Origin of the sequence: [Flexibacter] sp. ATCC 35103 (assembly GCF_001975985.1) — a bacterium.
Classification (GTDB): Bacteria; Bacteroidota; Bacteroidia; order Flavobacteriales; family Flavobacteriaceae; genus Flavobacterium.
In genome coordinates, this window is sequence record NZ_MTQF01000003.1 from 612,736 (window position 1) to 630,823 (window position 18,088).

23 protein-coding genes are annotated in these 18,088 nt (G+C 33.1%); 15 read left to right on the forward strand and 8 right to left on the reverse strand.

Features of this window, described 5'->3' with window-relative positions; genetic code table 11:
* Positions 1-38: 38 nt before the first annotated feature.
* Complete coding sequence (locus BXU01_RS06845; RefSeq protein WP_083692489.1) at positions 39-803, reverse strand: type 1 glutamine amidotransferase domain-containing protein; 765 nt, start codon at positions 801-803, stop codon at positions 39-41.
* A gap of 85 nt (positions 804-888) precedes the next feature.
* Between BXU01_RS06845 and BXU01_RS06850 the strand changes: the two genes are divergently transcribed.
* The 14 genes from BXU01_RS06850 (at position 889) to BXU01_RS06915 (ending at position 12,825) form a co-directional block, all read left to right on the forward strand.
* Positions 889-1,794, forward strand: a complete 906-nt coding sequence (locus BXU01_RS06850; protein ID WP_083692490.1) for a LysR family transcriptional regulator — start codon at positions 889-891, stop codon at positions 1,792-1,794.
* Between the two features lie 125 nt (positions 1,795-1,919).
* Positions 1,920-2,612: an NUDIX domain-containing protein gene (locus BXU01_RS06855; protein WP_083692491.1), complete on the forward strand. Its 693-nt coding sequence runs from the start codon at positions 1,920-1,922 to the stop codon at positions 2,610-2,612.
* 74 nt (positions 2,613-2,686) lie between these two features.
* On the forward strand, positions 2,687-3,520 hold the full coding sequence (gene prs / locus BXU01_RS06860) for a ribose-phosphate diphosphokinase (RefSeq protein WP_083692492.1): 834 nt from the start codon (positions 2,687-2,689) through the stop codon (positions 3,518-3,520).
* A gap of 180 nt (positions 3,521-3,700) precedes the next feature.
* Entirely contained in the window at positions 3,701-4,036 is a 336-nt protein-coding gene (locus BXU01_RS06865) for a hypothetical protein (protein WP_031455095.1), read from the forward strand.
* A 2-nt stretch (positions 4,037-4,038) separates the two neighbouring features.
* Positions 4,039-4,899 (forward strand): hypothetical protein, encoded by an 861-nt coding sequence (locus tag BXU01_RS06870; RefSeq protein WP_083692493.1) that lies wholly within the window; start codon positions 4,039-4,041, stop codon positions 4,897-4,899.
* Positions 4,900-5,094: 195 nt separating this feature from the next.
* Positions 5,095-6,177: an adenylosuccinate synthetase gene (locus tag BXU01_RS06875; RefSeq protein WP_083692494.1), complete on the forward strand. Its 1,083-nt coding sequence runs from the start codon at positions 5,095-5,097 to the stop codon at positions 6,175-6,177.
* A gap of 8 nt (positions 6,178-6,185) precedes the next feature.
* Entirely contained in the window at positions 6,186-6,713 is a 528-nt protein-coding gene (locus tag BXU01_RS06880) for an NADAR family protein (protein ID WP_083692495.1), read from the forward strand.
* 315 nt (positions 6,714-7,028) lie between these two features.
* Complete coding sequence (locus BXU01_RS06885) at positions 7,029-7,673, forward strand: DUF4291 domain-containing protein (RefSeq protein WP_083692496.1); 645 nt, start codon at positions 7,029-7,031, stop codon at positions 7,671-7,673.
* Entirely contained in the window at positions 7,670-8,218 is a 549-nt protein-coding gene (locus BXU01_RS06890; protein WP_083692497.1) for an RNA 2'-phosphotransferase, read from the forward strand. The genes BXU01_RS06885 and BXU01_RS06890 overlap by 4 nt, the downstream gene beginning before the upstream one ends.
* 41 nt (positions 8,219-8,259) lie before the next feature.
* Complete coding sequence (locus BXU01_RS06895) at positions 8,260-9,099, forward strand: ADP-ribosylglycohydrolase family protein (RefSeq protein WP_083692498.1); 840 nt, start codon at positions 8,260-8,262, stop codon at positions 9,097-9,099.
* A 15-nt stretch (positions 9,100-9,114) separates the two neighbouring features.
* Positions 9,115-9,681, forward strand: coding sequence for a 2OG-Fe(II) oxygenase (locus BXU01_RS06900; RefSeq protein WP_083692499.1), 567 nt, complete (start codon positions 9,115-9,117; stop codon positions 9,679-9,681).
* Complete coding sequence (locus tag BXU01_RS06905) at positions 9,678-10,409, forward strand: metallophosphoesterase family protein (protein WP_083692500.1); 732 nt, start codon at positions 9,678-9,680, stop codon at positions 10,407-10,409. Before BXU01_RS06900 ends, BXU01_RS06905 begins: the two co-directional genes overlap by 4 nt.
* 2 nt (positions 10,410-10,411) lie before the next feature.
* Positions 10,412-11,350, forward strand: a complete 939-nt coding sequence (locus BXU01_RS06910; RefSeq protein ID WP_083692501.1) for an ADP-ribosylglycohydrolase family protein — start codon at positions 10,412-10,414, stop codon at positions 11,348-11,350.
* Positions 11,351-11,355: 5 nt separating this feature from the next.
* Positions 11,356-12,825: a nicotinate phosphoribosyltransferase gene (locus BXU01_RS06915; protein ID WP_083692502.1), complete on the forward strand. Its 1,470-nt coding sequence runs from the start codon at positions 11,356-11,358 to the stop codon at positions 12,823-12,825.
* A gap of 352 nt (positions 12,826-13,177) precedes the next feature.
* Here the strand turns inward: BXU01_RS06915 and nadD are convergent, their stop codons facing one another.
* The 5 genes from nadD to BXU01_RS06940 form a co-directional block, all read right to left on the reverse strand.
* Positions 13,178-13,759, reverse strand: coding sequence for a nicotinate (nicotinamide) nucleotide adenylyltransferase (gene nadD / locus BXU01_RS06920; RefSeq protein WP_083692503.1), 582 nt, complete (start codon positions 13,757-13,759; stop codon positions 13,178-13,180).
* 86 nt (positions 13,760-13,845) lie between these two features.
* Positions 13,846-14,268 carry a DoxX family protein gene (locus tag BXU01_RS06925; protein WP_083692504.1) on the reverse strand — a complete coding sequence of 141 codons (423 nt, stop codon included), beginning with the start codon at positions 14,266-14,268 and terminating at the stop codon, positions 13,846-13,848.
* A gap of 74 nt (positions 14,269-14,342) precedes the next feature.
* Positions 14,343-14,918, reverse strand: a complete 576-nt coding sequence (gmk, locus tag BXU01_RS06930) for a guanylate kinase (RefSeq protein WP_055094037.1) — start codon at positions 14,916-14,918, stop codon at positions 14,343-14,345.
* A gap of 94 nt (positions 14,919-15,012) precedes the next feature.
* Positions 15,013-15,873 (reverse strand): YicC/YloC family endoribonuclease, encoded by an 861-nt coding sequence (locus tag BXU01_RS06935; RefSeq protein ID WP_055094035.1) that lies wholly within the window; start codon positions 15,871-15,873, stop codon positions 15,013-15,015.
* A 205-nt stretch (positions 15,874-16,078) separates the two neighbouring features.
* A complete protein-coding gene (locus BXU01_RS06940; protein WP_083692505.1) occupies positions 16,079-16,432 on the reverse strand; it encodes an arsenate reductase family protein in 354 nt (117 codons plus the stop codon).
* A 77-nt stretch (positions 16,433-16,509) separates the two neighbouring features.
* Here BXU01_RS06940 and BXU01_RS06945 point away from each other — a divergent pair, with 77 nt between their 5' ends.
* Positions 16,510-16,965 (forward strand): DinB family protein, encoded by a 456-nt coding sequence (locus BXU01_RS06945; protein WP_083692506.1) that lies wholly within the window; start codon positions 16,510-16,512, stop codon positions 16,963-16,965.
* Between the two features lie 30 nt (positions 16,966-16,995).
* Here BXU01_RS06945 and BXU01_RS06950 read toward each other — a convergent pair whose 3' ends face one another.
* Positions 16,996-17,493, reverse strand: a complete 498-nt coding sequence (locus BXU01_RS06950) for a septal ring lytic transglycosylase RlpA family protein (protein WP_083692507.1) — start codon at positions 17,491-17,493, stop codon at positions 16,996-16,998.
* An 88-nt stretch (positions 17,494-17,581) separates the two neighbouring features.
* Positions 17,582-18,004 (reverse strand): hypothetical protein, encoded by a 423-nt coding sequence (locus tag BXU01_RS06955; protein ID WP_083692508.1) that lies wholly within the window; start codon positions 18,002-18,004, stop codon positions 17,582-17,584.
* Positions 18,005-18,088: the final 84 nt, after the last annotated feature.

The following is an 18,088-nucleotide window of genomic DNA, read 5'->3' on the forward strand; positions in this document are numbered from 1 at the left end:
CTAAGTTTTTAATCTTAGTGACTTAGTGCCTTAGCATCTTATTTAGTTAATTTTTCCAATAATTTACCAGCGACTAATTTAGACGAAGCCGGGTTTTGTCCTGTAATCAAAAGGCCATCTTCTACAGAATATGGTGCCCAGTTTGGTCCTTTTGAGAATTTAGCTCCATTTTGTGTCAAAGCATCTTCTAATAAAAACGGAACAACTTTAGTTAAACCTACAGCTTCTTCCTCTTCATTTGTAAAACCGGTTACTTTTTTACCTTTTACTAAAAATTCACCGTTTACTTTCACATTTTTTAAAACTGCCGGAGCATGACAAACAAAAGCTACAGGTTTTTTATGCGTATAAAAAGATTCAATTAAAGCAATTGAGTTTTTATCTTCGACTAAATCCCAAAGTGGTCCGTGACCTCCTGGATAGAAAACGGCATCATAATCTTTTTGATTAATAGTCGATAATTTATGTGTGTGTTTTAATTTTTCCTGCAATGTTTTATCAGCATCAAAACGTTTAGTATCTTCTGTTGCAGATGCCGGATCAGCACTTTTTGGATCAATTGGCGGTTGACCTCCAAGCGGGGTCGCAATTGTAATTTCTACTCCCTGATCTAATAATTCATAATAAGGTGCAGCAAATTCTTCTGACCAGAATCCTGTTTTTTCTCCTGTATTGCCCAGTTTATCGTTACTGGTCACAACAAATAATACTTTTTTCATGCTTTTTTTATTTGTTTTTTGAGCTATAGCCGTTGTGCTAAAAGCTGTTAATGTTATAATCGCGAGTAAAGCTATCTTTTTCATAAGTTTAAATTTTGATCAAATTTACAGCTAAAGTGATATTTGTAAAAATAAAATAAACTATGTTTGTTATAAATAAATTTATGTCATGGTAAATCTCGAATGGTACAGAACATTTAAAGCGGTTTATAAAAACGGAAATTTTTCTATCGCTGCAAAAGAGTTATTTATGAGTCAGCCTGCAGTTAGCCAGCAAATCTCTATGCTGGAAGCTCATGTTGGAAACAAATTATTTAACCGGAAGTCAAAAGGCGTAGAACCAACGGAATACGCTAAGTTACTGAATAATTTAATAATAGATGCGCTGGACAGACTCGAAAGTGTCGAAGCCGGTTTTCGGGCTAAAGCAGAAGATGCCAACAGATTAATTTCTGTGGGAATTTCAAAACATCTTTTTAATTGTGTGGGTGATCTTTTAATTTCTAAGTTTGATTTAATCGATTTTACTTTTGCAGAAAATGATGAACTTTTTACTTTGGTAGATGCTAAAAAACTTGACTTTGCCATTACCACAAAAAGGTTTGATACTTTTGATACTACTTATGAAATTGTTGGAAAAATTAAACTGATAATGGTTGCGCCAACAAGTTTAGACATAACAGAATTTCGCCAGAAATTAAAAGCAGATAATTACACCGAAATAGAACAATGGCTCAACGGTCAAAAATGGTACAGTCATGACGCAAGAATTCCGCATATAAAATTGTTCTGGCTTCATGCTTTTAATAAAAAAAGACCTTCTATGGTTCCTAATTATATCATTCCTTCAGAATCTGATATGCTCAGGCTCTTATCCAAAAATGAAGGAGTTGCCGTAACCTGGAATTGTAATGCGAGAAATTATATTAAAGAAAATAAATTGCAGTTATTATGGAATAGTTTTCACGTTCCGGAGGAATTTGTGTATTTATTAGCACCAAAAAATAATAATTTAAATTCGTTTTTTGATATTGTTGCTAAAGAATTGAAATTGTTCTTTGGTAATAGATTATAATTTTTTTTAGCCACAAAATCTTTTTTTGGGCTATGAATTCCAGGAATTAATACTAATTTTTTGCTAATCAATTAAATAGTAATTTGTGAAAATTAGTGCAATTCGTGGCAGATCCTTTTTAAGTTATGGAAAATTTACAAAATATTAGAATTGCAGTTGATGCCATTGTTTTTGGTTACAAGAACAACAATTTGTATGTGCTTTTAATTGAGCAGAAATTTGGCTCCGCAGATAAGTATTGGGCATTACCGGGCGGATTAGTAAAAAATGATGAGTCTTTGAGCGATGCAGTAATTAGAGAATTGCACGAAGAAACTAATGTTCAGCTCACTTTCATGGAACAGTTGTACACATTTGGTGATGATATTTACAGGGATTCCAGAAACCGGGTAATTTCTGTAGCCTATTATGCTTTGGTCGATGCTTCGAATCTTGAAATTAAAGCAGATACTGATGCAGAGAAAGTACAATGGTTTAAAATAGATGAAATTCCTTCACTAGCATTTGATCATAATTTAATTCTTAAAACTGCAATAACAAGATTAAAAGCTAAATTAACCTATGAGCCAATTGGTTTCGATTTACTTCCCGAAGAATTTTTGTTTTCGGATCTTGAAAACCTTTATTGTACGATTCTTGAAAAAGAAATTGACCGACGAAACTTTAGAAAAAAAATACTCAGTTACGGATTTTTAGATCAAACAGAACATTTTTCGCCCATAAAAAGTGGTCGTCCTGCAAAACTTTTTAAATTTAATGATTTAAAATACAATGAGTTAATCGAAAAAGGCTTTCACTTCGAAATAAAGTTTGCGTAATTTTTACACAAAATAAATTGTTTAATAAAAATATTAATCTATATTTGCGTATAATTAACGCAAACTAAAAAACTATGATACTAAATCTCGACCCAAAATTCATTTCTTTTAATAATCAGGAAGAAATCAAATTTCAAAGTTTTACATTTTCTGGAGGAGAACCTCATATTAAAATCAATCCTGATTTTGATCATAATGAAAAAGTAACCATCACACACCGCTTAAATTCATTCAATGATTTGGGCTTATTGTGTATCACAGTAGATGCTTTGCGCAGAATGGATGTCAACACAATCGACTTGTTTATTCCGTATTTCCCAGCAGCTAGACAAGATCGTGTGATGATAAAAGGAGAATCTTTATCAGTAAAAGTGTATGCGGATATTATTAATGGACTTCAATTAAATAAAGTTTTTGTTTTTGATGCTCATTCTGAAGTTACTCCGGCATTGGTAAACAATTGCGAAGTGATTCCGAATCATACTTTTATTCAGGAAGTTTTAAAAGTAATTGGTGAAAACGTAAAATTAATTTCTCCGGATGGTGGCGCTCTTAAAAAAATCTACAAAGTTTCTGAGTTTTTAGGCGGACTTGATGTTGTAGAATGCAGTAAAAGCCGCGATGTTAAAACCGGAAAACTATCTGGTTTTAAAGTTTACGAAGACGATCTAAACGGAATAGATTGCTTAATTGTAGATGATATTTGCGATGGGGGAGGAACTTTCGTTGGCTTAGCCGAAGAATTAAAAAAGAAAAATGCCGGAAAATTATACTTAGCCGTAAGCCACGGAATTTTTAATAAAGGTTTCGAAGTTCTAAACTGCTTTGATAAAATATTCACCACAAATTCAGTAAAAGATTTTGAAGGTGAAAATGTAACAGTTATCAGCCTGGATAAATTAGTTTAAAGAAAGTTTCAAGTTTTTTTTGTTTCAAGTTTCAGGTTACTGCTGAGAACTTGAAAAACATGAAACCTGAAACAAAAAAAACACTATTAACCATTTCAAGTTTAAAATTCCAAGTTTCCAGTTCAATAAGCAACTTGAAACCTGAAACAAGAAAAACCTGAAACAAAAACCACAAAAGATATGAGTGATGATTTAAAACCAAGATTTATTGAGTCTTTAAAAAGAAACAATGATCAGATTAGAGAAGACAGAGCCAAAACAATTGGCGAGGATTCTGAGTTAATTTACAGACGCCGGGTTGAAGATATTGAACTGAAAATAAAAAGATTAGAAAGAGAACAAGAAGGACTTATAGATATTAGTCCGCTGGATAAAAACAGTTTAACTTTTGCTGATTTTCAACCGGAAGCATTTGTGCAAAAAGATATGGAATTGTCGCTGACAATTAGAAATTTAAACATTCAGTTTGAAGTGACAAAAAAGAGATTCGAATATTTATTTGGTAAAACATTTTAGTTATGGGAGGTACAAGATATGATTTAGGCGCTCGTTCAAGCAGAGCAAAAGATGCAGGTTACGGATTTAAATCTGCAAGCGAAATATTCGTGCAAAACCAAATAGGAATGGCACATGAATCTATGAACCCGAACGGCATTACATTTCGAGAAGCCAGAGATTCAGAAGTTCATCCAAATTCAGTTCCAATTATTTTAGGATTGGATGTTACAGGAAGCATGGGACATATTCCGCATGAGTTGATCAAAGAAGGACTTCCAAAATTAATGGGAGGAATTATTCAGGGCGGAGTTCCGGATCCGGCACTTTTGTTTTTAGGAATTGGGGATCATGAATGCGATAGATTTCCGTTGCAAGTAGGACAATTTGAATCTGGTGATGAAGAACTTGATATGTGGTTAACCAGAACTTATATTGAAAGCGGAGGAGGAGGAAATGCAGGTGAAAGTTATTTGTTGGCCTGGTATTTTGCCGCTTTTCATACTAAAACGGATGCTTTCGAAAAAAGAGGTCAAAAAGGATTGTTGTTTACCGTTGGTGACGAACCTAATTTGCCAACACTTCCAGCATCTGCTATAAAAGAAATTATGGGTTCAGGACAACAAACCTATACACATCTTGAATTATTAAAAGAAGCACAAAAACGTTACGAAGTTTATCATATTAGTGTATTACATTCTGATCAGGCGGTAAGAGCAAATGTGGCCTGGAAAGAATTACTGGGACAAAATTGTTTATCTATCGAAGATCATAAAGAAATTCCGAATGTAATCAAGAAAATTATTTGCGATAAACATAAAAATTCAGGATTAGGTTTAGGAACTATTCCGCTTGACGGATTAGATAATATAGAAATGCTTTAAAAGTTTTGGAACTCTGCGAGATTAATTATCAAGCTTTTTTTTCAGCAAAGATAAATTTGCTCGCAGAGGCGCAAAGATTTTTATAAAAAAGATTAAGTTTTAAAGAGTTGATGAGTTGAGATTACTTAAAGATATCGTATGAATATGCTTTAAAAAAACTTCGCGACTTTGAGAGATTATAATAATAACAACAAAATGAAAACAGCACAAATAGTTATAGGTTTAGGATTTGGTGATGAAGGAAAAGGAATTACGACAGATTTTCTGGCGAAGCAAAATCCTGAATCTATAGTTATTCGGTTTTCAGCAGGACAACAAGCGGCACATACGGTAATGATCGGCGATAAAAAGCACGTTCATTCTAGTTTTGCAAGCGGAGCACTTCGCGGTTTGCCATCTTATTACAGTGAACATTGCACGATTCATCCGGTTTTTTTATATAACGAAAGAAAAGAGCTGGAAGAACTAGAAGGAAACACTGAACTTCATATTCATCCTTTGGCAAAAATCACAACACCATTTGATGTTTGGCAAAACCGAAATAATGTTAGAAATCTGGATCACGGAACTTGTGGTAAAGGAGTTGGAGCCACAATGAAACGTAATGAAGGACAATACAAATTATACGCAATAGATTTGATTGCGCCTCGCAAAATGCTTTTAGAAAAACTGGAGAAGATCGCCTATTACTACGGTTTTCTAAATGAAAGTGAAATCGACGAAGAACTAAATCATTTCCTTGAAATTATTGATGAAATGAATTGGAATATTAATGATTACAGCTTTTTAGAAAACTATTCGAATCTTATTTTCGAAGGAAGCCAGGGCATTTTACTCGACATGGATCATGGCGTTTTCCCAAATGTTACCTATGCCAACACAACTTCAAAAAACGCGTATGAAATTTGCCGGAAATTACAAATCGAAGATATCGAAATGTATTATGTTACCCGAAGTTATTCTACCCGACATGGAAGTGGCTGGATGAGTAATGAGCGAGAATTAAAATTAAAAAATAACGAAGAAGAAACCTGTGTTTACAACGATTTTCAGAAAGAATTACGAACAGGCGATTTAGATTATGATCTTTTAAATTATAGTTTAAAGCTGGACGCTGCTTATAGTCCAGGTACTAAAAGAAATTTGGTTGTAACGTGTATGGATCAGATTGAAGTGGGATATGAATTTGAAAAGTTAACTACACAGTTTGCTGAAATATATGGATCATTTTCGCCTGATTCTGGAGATTTTAAACAGCTGAATTCTTTGTTTCAATAAAAGAAAAAATGAAATATAATATAGAAAATATAGCCACAGAAAGTAAATTTTTATTTTTCTGGGGACATCAGCCCAATAAAGACGGAAGCATTTCTAAAACCTGCTTTAGTCAATGGTGGTTAAGTTCTTTTGAAGTTGATAAAGTAACTTATAAAACAGCAGAACACTGGATGATGGCTAAAAAAGCCGAATTGTTTAAAGATGATAAAGTTCTGGAGAAAATCCTTCAGGCTAAATCTCCTGCTGAAGCCAAAAAGTACGGAAGAGAAGTAAAGAATTATAATGAAACCCTTTGGTTAGCCGCAAGATTTGACATTGTGAAAGAAGGGAATTATCATAAATTCAGTCAGAATCCGGAGCTAAAAACTTTTTTACTAAACACAAAAGACAGAGTTATAGTAGAAGCAAGTCCGGTCGATGCCATTTGGGGAATAGGAATGGCTTGCGATCACAAAGATGTTTTGAATCCTGCCAAATGGAAAGGCTTGAATTTGTTAGGTTTTGCTTTAATGGAAGTTAGAGATGAATTAGAATAACAGGTATGGAAATAACAAGATTTTTAATGTTAGAATGATAGATTCAGAAATGATTTTAGAATTTTCAAGAAAGATATAAGTCCATAAGCTCCATAGGAGCGTAATATTTATAGTTAAATGTATATATTTTAGGAAAAAGCTCCAGCGGAGCGATATATCACCTTATATTTTTATTTAAAAAATGTCACCCCGATAGGGCTCGTTTGGGATAAATTAATTTTTCTATAAATATGTCATCCTCTGGGATTTTCAACATAAAAATAACTCAGATTAAAATAATAAATAACACAATGAAGATATTGTGTACAGAATAAAATGGAAATAGAATTAAAAAAATATGATGAGCAAATAACAGCATGGCCAAAATCTGGCTATCACATTATGGCTCAATATGATGATGAAGAAATAATAGTATATCAATCCTATCGAAAGGAAATAGGAGAATTTGCCGTAAAAAATCAGTTTTTTGGAGGAGAATTTAGCCTTACCAGAATGACCTGGATTAAACCAAATTTTCTTTGGATGATGTACAGAAACGGATGGGGAACTAAAGAAGGACAGGAAGTGGTTTTGGCAATTCATCTTAAAATCTCAGCATTCAATAAGTATTTGCAAAATGCCGTTTATTCTTCTTATGATGTTTCGCTTGAAATAAGTCATGAAGAATGGCAAGAACAGGTTAAAACGTCGTCTGTAAGGTTGCAATGGGATCCTGATCACGATCCGTACGGAAATAAATTAGAACGAAGAGCCATTCAAATAGGTTTAAGAGATGACTTTATAAAATCTTTTGCCAAAGATGATATTGTGCTAATCGAAGATATTTCGGAATTTGTAAAAGAACAATATTCGTTTGTTCAGAACCAGCAATTAGAAAAATTAGTAGTTCCTGCTGAAAAGCCATTCGTTTTTAAGGATGAAGAACTGAATAAAAAATTAAAAATTTCAGAGAAATCATGAATGAAAATATAGCAAAAACAGTGAGTAAATTTCTAAGCTTAGTGCTTCGACATTCTCCAGAAAAAATAGGATTAAAACTAGACGAAAACGGCTGGGCAGATGTAGATGAATTAATTTTAAAATGTTCTAAAAAAGGACAGAAACTAGACGCAGTCCTGTTAGATTACGTCGTAGAAAACAACGATAAAAAACGTTTCGCTTTTAACGAAGATAAAACGAAAATAAGAGCAAGTCAGGGACATTCGATTTCGGTTGAATTGAATTTAGCTGAAACAGAACCCTCAGAATATTTATATCACGGAACCGTTGCAAAGTTTATGGATAATATTCAGAAAGAAGGTTTGAAAAAAATGAGCCGTCAGCACGTACATCTTTCAAAAAATAAAGAAACCGCGACAAAAGTAGGAAGTAGACGCGGTGTTCCACAAATTTTAACCGTTAGAAGTGGTGCCATGCACAGAGACGGATTTAAATTTTATTTGTCTGAAAACAATGTTTGGCTTACAGATGAGGTTCCGGCAAAATATATTGAGTTTAAATCGTAAAGAGTTACAAGCATTTCAAATTAACAAACAAAAGACTGATTATGATACTAGAAGCAGCAATAGGCGATGCATACGGTGCAGGTTTTGAATTTCGTGATTTAGATTTTATTACTCAAAACAACAATTTGACTGAGTATCATAAACACGGACTTTATACTGAAATTTATAAAAGATATACAGATGACACTCAAATGGCAATTGCAATTTCGGAATTGCTGTTAGAAGATGATAATTGGAACGAGGTTAAAGTTGCAGATAAATTTGTCGAAGTATTTCACAGAGATAAAAGACGCGGGTATTCAGACAGAGTTTACAATGCTTTAGACGCCAGTGCCAATGGATCTGATTTTATTAAAATAATCGATAATGGCAGTAACGGAAACGGTTCTGCAATGCGAGCGTATTCTATTGGTTATCTAAAAAATATAGAGCAATTGATGGAGTTTTGCGAAATTCAGGCAAAGACTTCTCATCATACAATCGAAGGGATTAGTTGTGCGAAACGTATCGCTTTGGCGGTTCATTATTTTAAATATAATTTAGGAGACGGATCGACTTTGATCCCATTTTTAAATGAAACTTTAAAAGAGAATGAAACATACAAGATCACGTCTCCAATCGATATGCACGGATATCCAACCACACAATCTGTTATTAAAATAGTTTCTGAAGCTACTTCTATGAGCGATTGCCTAAAAACAAGTATAGGTTATGGCGGAGATACAGATACTGTTGCTGCTTTGTGTATGGCAATTTTAAGTCACAAAGAAAACTGTGATAAATTGCTGCCAACATTTTTGTATGAAGGTTTAGAGAATGATAAATTCGGGAAAGATTTTCTGGTAAAATTAGATGTTGAGCTAGATAATAAGTTTATTTAATTCAAATGTATAATTATGGTAACCATTATTAATGAAGCAACGGAAATTTATACAATCAATAATTTTCTTACGATTGATGAGTGTAATAAGTTGATAGAAAAAAGCGAACAAGTCGGTTTTCAGGAAGCAGAAATAAATATTGACGGAGCACAAACAATGATGAAAATGGTACGTAATAATGAACGTATAATGTATCAAGACGATGACTATGCATCTTTTTTATGGAAAAAATTGCAGCCTCATGTTAAGTCTGAAGTAGGAAACAGTGTAGCTATAGGATTAAATGAGATGTTCAGGTTTTACAAGTATAACCCTGGTCAACGTTTTAAAATGCACCGTGACGGAAGTTATAAACGCAGTGAATCTGAATATAGTTATTATACATTTCTCATTTATTTGAATGATAGTTATGAAGGTGGAGAAACAAAATTTGCTTCGGGTGAAATTATTATGCCCAAAACCGGAACAGCGCTTATTTTTGAACATAGTCAACGTCATGAAGGAGCAGCTTTGATTTCAGGAATAAAGTATGTTTTAAGAAGTGATATTATGTATAAACTTAAAGACGACATAAATTTATGAAAAGAACTTTAGTTTTTGGAGACATTCACGGCGGATTAAAAGCCTTAATTCAGTTGTTAGAAAGAATCGATTATTCAGAAAATGACCGATTTATTTTTCTTGGAGATTATGTTGACGGTTGGAGCGAATCAAAACAATTAATTGATTTTCTTATTGATTTATCCCAGAAACAGGAATGTGTTTTTATAAAAGGAAATCATGATGCCTGGTGTCAGGAATGGTTAGAGAATGATGTAATAAACGATGTTTGGTTTTTACACGGAGGAAAATCGACGATGGGAAGTTATGCCGATATCGATCTTTCAGAAAAAGAAAAACATCGTCATTTTTTCAACACAATGAAAGATTACTTTGTAGACGAAAATAATAATTTGTTTATTCACGCTGGTTTTTCATCGATGCACGGTCCAGAGAAAGAACATTATAAAACAAATTATTCCTGGGACAGAACTTTGTGGGAAATGGCTTTAACAATGGATAAAAGAATCCGGAAAGATTCGCTTTCTTACCCAAAAAGATTATTGCTTTTTAATGAAATTTATATTGGTCATACGCCAACACTTCATTATAATGTTGAAATTCCAATGCAGGGCTGCAATGTCTGGAATATTGATACCGGCGCAGGTTTTTATGGAAAATTAACTTGTATTGATATCGAAACCAAAGCATTTTGGCAAAGTGATGTCGTACAATCTTTTTATCCAGCAGAAAAAGGAAGAAATAAATAGAGATGAAAAACAAAATAGAATCAGGTTTATTTGGTGTAGCAATTGGTGATGCTTTAGGAGTTCCGGTTGAGTTTAAATCAAGAATTTCTTTAAAAGAAAACCCAGTTACTGATATGATGGGCTATATGAGTTGGAATCAGCCACCGGGAACTTTTAGTGACGATAGTTCATTGGCTTTTTGTACTGCCGAAAGTTTATGCAAAGGTTTTGATATCGAAGATATGGCGATAACTTTTGTAAAATGGATGCAGGAAGGATATTGGGGAGCACATTACAAAGTATTTGATATAGGAGGAACTACAAAGCATTCCTTAGCCAGAATTGTAAAAGGTGATTCGGCCAGAGATTCAGGTAATTTTTTTGAGGAAGATAACGGGAATGGGTCTTTGATGAGAATCTTACCTTTAGTTTTTTACCTTCAAAATGAAAGAGATATCGAAGTTGTTTATAAAAAAGTAAAAGCAGTTTCCTCTATTACTCATGCTCATTTTCGTTCAGTATTTGCTTGTTTTGTCTATGTTATTTTTTGTTTGGAAATTTTAAAAGAGAAAAATAAAAAAGAAGCATACACAGCAACACAAAATATTCTCGCAGAATTTTTGAAAGACAAAGAGTATAATCCAAATGAAATTCATTTATTTGACAGAATTTTAAATAATGATATCTCTAAGTACCCTGAAAACGAAATTGGATCATCAGGTTATGTTTTGCATAGTCTGGAAGCTAGTTTTTGGTGTTTTATAAACTCCGAAACATACGAAGAAACAGTTTTAAAAGCGGTTAATTTAGGAGGAGATACAGATACAACTGCCGCTATTGCCGGAGGTTTGGCAGGTATTTATTACGGGATTGAAGGTATTCCTGAAAAATGGATTGAAAATTTGGTTAGAGCCAATGATATAAAAGAATTAGCAGAACGATTATCAAAAAATATAAATTAAAGTATATGAACCCATTATTATTAACAGACGGTTACAAAGTTGACCACAGAAGACAATACCCGGATAAAACCACATTAGTATATTCCAACTGGACACCACGAAAATCAAGAATTGAAGGTCTTGATGAGGTTGTATTTTTTGGATTGCAATATTTCATCAAAAAATATATTATTCATGATTTTGACGCTGACTTTTTTAAAAAACCAAAAGAAGAAGTAGTTAGAAAATATGCACGAAGAATCAATAATTATTTAGGTGAAAACCAAGTTGGAACAAAACATATCGAAGATCTGCATGATTTAGGATATATTCCAATGGTTTTTAAAGCCTTGCCAGAAGGAGCAAGCGTACCTTTGAGAGTGCCAATGTTTACAATGTATAATACGATTCCGGAATTTTTCTGGTTAACAAATTATTTCGAAACGTTACTTTCTGCTGTAGTTTGGTTGCCTTGTAATTCTGCTACACTTGCAAGAGAATATAGAAAAGTATTAGACAAATATGCAGATGAAACCTCTTCTGTTCCTGAATTTGTAGATTGGCAAGCACATGATTTTTCGATGAGAGGAATGGGCGGAATCGAAGCAGCAATAACTTCTGCTGCAGGACATTTGTTGAGTTTTACAGGTTCAGATACCATTCCGGTAATTGATTTCTTCGAAGATTATTACAACGCGAATTCTGATACTGAATTAATTGCAGGATCAGTTGCCGCAACAGAACATTCTGTAATGTGTATGGGAACTACCGAAGGAGAATGTGAAACATTCAAAAGATTAGTTACTGAAGTTTATCCAAAAGGAATTGTATCTATCGTTTCTGATACCTGGGATTTATGGAAAGTTCTAACCGATTATTTGCCTCGTTTAAAAGAAGATATTGTTGCCAGAGAAGGTAAAGTTGTAATTCGTCCTGATAGTGGTGATCCGGTTGATATTATCTGCGGAAATCCAAATGGAAAAACACAAGAAGAAAAGAAAGGCGTAATTGAGCTGCTTTTGGATGTTTTTGGAGGCACAACAAATGCAAAAGGATATAAAGAGCTTGTTCCTCAAATTGGGGCTATTTACGGTGATAGTATTACCGTGGCAAGAGCGACCCAAATTTGCGAAAGATTAAAAGAAAAAGGATTTGCTTCTACCAATGTGGTTTTAGGAATTGGTTCTTTTACATATCAATACAATACCAGAGATACTTTTGGTTTTGCCATGAAAGCAACTTACGGAGAAGTAGACGGCGAAGGAAGAGCCATTTTTAAAGATCCTGTTACAGATGACGGAACTAAAAAATCTGCTAAAGGATTAATGAAAATCGACTTAATAGACGGTGTTTATCATTTAACCGATAATGTTTCATGGGAAGAAGAAAAACAAGGTGAATTGAAAGAAGTTTTCAGAGATGGAAAGCTTTTAGTAGATCTGTCTTTGACGGATATCAGATCCCGAGTTAAAAGTGATATTAATGTTGAAGCATAACAATTCAACTATCAGTTGAATTGATGTAAGTTCCAGAGGGACGATATATTTGTAGCATTTAAGTATTCTATTTCAAAAGTCCCATCGGGGTGATATATGTCGCTCCGCTAGAGCTTTAAAATGTTTGTAAATTGTTTTCTATAAATATTTAGCTCCGCTGGAGCTGTTTCTGAAATAAATTATATTAAAAAACGAAAGCCTGAATTTTTAAATTCAGGCTTTTTTTTACTTTTTTGTTTGTCATTTCGACCGAAGGGAGAAATCACACCAGAAACTCTAAAATCAAAATCGTCAATCTTTGTCGAATTACTTGTGATTTCTCCCTTCGGTCAAAATGACAATATTGTTTTTTTTATTTTTTATAAAAATTATTGTGATCAATATATTCCCAAACTTTTGGAGGCAATAATGGTTGGATATTTTTTCCTTCTTTAATGCTGTTTCTAATAAAAGTAGAAGAAATTTCTACAATTGGAGCATCGATAACATGCACTTTTGGATGTGATTTTAATTCAATATTTTCTTCTTCTTCAGAAATACGAGGATATACATAAATATCATAGTGATCCAGAATCACTTCGTAGTTTTTCCATTTATGAAGCGTCTTCAGATTGTCTTCGCCCATGATTAATGAAAAATCATGAGTGGGATACTTTTCATGCAAATGAACCAAAGTATTTACCGTATAATTAGGCTGAGGTAATTTGAATTCGATATCCGAAGGCTTAATTTTAGCATAATCTTCAGTAGCCAGATAAACCATTTGCAAACGTTGATGATCGTCAAGCAGGGTTGCCTTCTTTTTTAACGGATTATGTGGCGTAACTACCATCCAAATTTGATCTAAGTCGGCAAACTCAGCCATATGATTGGCAATAATTAAGTGGCCAACATGAATGGGATTATACGTTCCGAAATAAAGGCCTATCTTCATAAAAGAGTGTTTTTCATAATTCAAATAGTAATCATTATACCAATATTTCTACTTCTGAATTATTCTGTAATATTAAAAAATAGTTTTTAAAAACGATTTTTCTTTGAAATCAAATAATCAACAGAAAATTTGCCGCCTCCGGTAACAAGCACAAGCAAATAAAATAAAAGATATAATATTGCCATTTCTTTAACATCGATTGGGTCAGCTCCATGTATAATAAATACAGCGACAAGCATTGTAATTATTAAAGGTAAAGTTGCCAATCTGGTTGCTAAACCAATGAAAAGTAAAAATGAACATATTATTTCTGCAAAAACAGCAAGACTTAAAGAAGCCGTTTTTCCTACTCCAAGCGGGTCAGGAAATTCAATTGGACCTCCAGATATAAGCATATTCAATTTAGATAAGCCATGAGAAATCATTAATGTTGCAATTGATATTCTAATTACAAGAATAATAATGCTCAGGTAGTTCTCGTTTCTTTTTATTTCAAATAAATTAATCATAATACAAAAAATTAATAGCGTTACATCAAAAGCTAACGGCTGTTTTTCTAAAAAAGTATTGATTTATAAAGTTTCTAGTCTTTATTTACAAAAGCTTTTACCAATTGATAAGCTTCTTCTTTAGCAGTATCTAAATCGTAATTTTTTATAATCGTATCAAACTGAGGGGCAGTTGCCAACTCTACAGAAGCTTTTGCAATTCGCATATTGATTTTGTCATCACTTTCAGTAGAGCGCTCTTTTAGTCGGCGCTTTAATTCATCTACGCTTGGTGGTTTTACAAAAACAGCCAAAGTCTGATCCGGGAATTTATGTTTGATACGTAATCCGCCTGCAACATCGATATCAAAAATCACATTTTTTCCTAAAGCCCATATACGCTCGATTTCAGCTTTTAAAGTACCGTAAAAATTATCGCGATATACTTCTTCCCATTCCAGGAAATTTTCGGCTTTAATGTGTTTTTTGAATTCTTCTAACGAAATAAAATAATAATCTTTTCCGTGTTCTTCTTCTCCGCGTGGGTCGCGTGAAGCCGCTGAGATCGAAAATTCTAAATTTAAATCCTCTTTCCCAAGTAAATGTCTTACTATAGTTGTTTTTCCTGATCCCGAAGGTGCTGAGAAAACAATTAATTTTCCTTTATTCATTATTGTTATGCTTTAAGCTTTAGGCTTTAGGCCTTGGGCTTTAATTTGATTTCGTTTTTAGCTTATTGCCTATAGCTTAAAGCTTACAGCGTTTTTACAAAACATTTAAAACCTGTTCTTTAATCTTTTCCAATTCATCTTTCATCATCACGACTAATTTCTGCATTTGAGCGTGATTCGATTTTGAACCCATTGTATTGATCTCGCGACCCATTTCCTGAGTAATAAAACCTAATTTACGACCATTCGCTTCTGTACCTTTTATGGTTTCCAGGAAATAATCTAAATGATTCGTTAAACGAACTTTCTCCTCAGTAATATCCAGTTTCTCTAAATAATAAATCAATTCCTGTTCGAAACGATTTTCATCAACATTCACTTTCAACTCAGATATTGCCGTTTGCAAACGATCTTTAATAGCCTGAACGCGTTCCGGATCAAGAGCCAAAGCATCGTTCATATATTGGCGAATATTACCAATTCTTAAGTTAAATTCTTTTTCAAGAGATTCACCCTCGTCTTTTCTAAAAGTCAGGATATTTTGTAAAGCTTCCTCAATGATCACCTGAATTTGTTCCCAGTCATTTTCGTCGATTTCCTCACGCTCCGTTTTTAATGTGTCAGGCATACGAACTGCCATTTTCATTAATTCAGTTTCATCGGCATCAGGATAAACTTCTCTAAGCTGAGCGATGTAATTTTTTACAACAGGAACATTTACTTTAGTTGAAGTTTGTTCAGAAGTGCTTTCGATGTAAATCCCGAAATCAATTTTTCCTCTTTCTAATTTTGTAGAGATTTGAGTTCTCAGACCTAATTCCATTTCGCGATAAAGCGACGGCATTCTCACGTTTAGATCTAAACCTTTACTATTTAAGGATTTTACTTCAACGGTAATTTTTTTTGTAGGCAATTGCAAAGAAGCTTTGCCAAACCCTGTCATAGATTGTATCATATAATTGAGTATAAAGGCGCAAAGATAAATAAAACTTTGCAGTCTTGGGGTGTAAATAACTAATCTGTTTTATGCTGAACAACTTAAAGTTTTTTTGCTACAGATTAAAATGATTTTATAGATTTTACCAATCTGTGAGAATCTTTTTAATCTGTGGCAGCTTTTAAGCTCAACAAGTAATTCGTGAAAATTCGTGGCTAACTTTTTATTTTTCTAAAGCTTTCTGAACCTGCAAGGTTACAGGTTGAGTATTACCAATATAAATTTTCTCGTCAATAATAAAAACCGGACGGCTTATAAAAGTGTAATGCTCCAAAATGTATTTTTTATAATCAGCTTCAGTCAAAGACTTGTTTTTTAGATCCATCGATTTGTATAACTGTGCTTTTTTGCTAAACAAAGCTTCGTAGCTTCCTGCAAGTTGGTACATTTCTTCAAGTTCTGCTTCAGTTATTGGATTTTGTTTGATATCGTGAAAAACCAGATTGTTTTCTTTAGGCAGACTTTTGATAATTTTTCGACAGGTATCGCAAGAAGCTAAGTAATATATTTTGTTCATGATTTTTAAATTTAAGTGAATACAAAGAAAATTCATTTAAAACTGAAAAATGCCTAATTTTAGAAAAAAATAAAATTATGAATTCAGTTTTTGAAGTACAGAAAACCATTAGAGAAGTTCTTGTGAAGATCTTAGATAATTATTCATTAGAACAGCTAAACAAAATTCCTCAGGGCTTTAATAATAATATTATTTGGAATGCGGCACATTGTGTTGCAGTTCAACAAGCTTTAGTTTATAAATTATCAGGTTTACCAACAATGGTTTCTAAAGAATTTATAGTAAAATATTCGAAAGGAGCAAAACCCGAAGGCGATGTTTCACAAGAAGAGGTAGATGAAATTAAAGTGTTACTATCTACGACTTTGCAACAGACAAAACAAGACTTTAGTGATGCTTTATTTGTAAATTTTCAGGAGTATACAACCAGCTTAGGCAATACAATTAGAGACGTAAACGGAGCTTTGGAATTTAATAATTATCATGAAGGACTTCATACGGGTGTAATCATGAGTATTAGAAAATTTGTTTAAAACAAAAAAGTCCCGTATTACGGGACTTTTTTATTCTACTATAGTTTCAATTGTAACTTTCATGGCACCGGCACCTTTATTTTTGGTGATTTCCATAAAGGCCCTTTTAGATAAATCTAATTCTCTTGTTTTTACAAAAGGTCCACGATCAGTGACTTTTACTATAACAAATTTTCCGTTAGCTTCATTTGTTACTTTTATTCTGGTACCAAACGGTAATTTTTTATGTGCTGCGGTATATTTACTGTTGTTGAATCTGGCTCCGCTGGCTGTTTTTTTTCCGTTAAATCGGTCAGCATAATATGAGGCGTGAGCGTTCTTTTTATAGGGTTTTAACTTTAAACCTTTATCAGTAAAGATAGAATCAGTTGGGATAGCAAGTATATCAGGTTTAATGATTTTTACTGTATCCTGAGTAATTTTAGGCTTTGGTTCTGTGGTTGGTTTAGTTTGACTTATAACGTAAGTAAAACAGCTTAAAAAAGTTAATGTAAGTGTAGTAAGTATAATGTGTTTTTTACTTCTCATGGGTTATTTTTTTTCAGACTTGGGGAGTTTGTACAAATAATATGCCGAGATAAAAAAAGCCCTATTGTTTTAGGGCTTTAATTGGTTTTTAGAACCATAGATTCCACGGGATTCTACTTAATATAAGCAATAATCCTAATCCGTAATAAATAGCAAAAGTTTTAAATTTAGCTTCGCTATTAATTAATTTTTTATGTTTTGACCATCCAATAGTAATCAATGCAATAGCGATAAGGTTGATTAATGGATGTTCTAATGAAGTTAATCTCAATTCGGCATTAGACATTTGCCCAAATGCTGCTTTTCCAAGAGGAGAAACAAAATAAAGAATTATTCCAATCAATAACTGAGTATGAGTTCCAATTAAGGCAAATAATGCGATTTTGCGATCTTTACCAGTAAAATCTTTTTTTGAAGTCAAGCCAATCACAGCATTTACAACTGCAATTAATAAAAGCAAAAGTGCTAAATAAGCCCAGCCAGAATGGAATTTTTGTAGAAAATAGTACATAAATTTTATTTTTTGTTAAAACAAATATAGCAAAAAAGGGTATAAAAAAAACGGCATTGGACTAAAAGTCAATGCCGTTTTTGG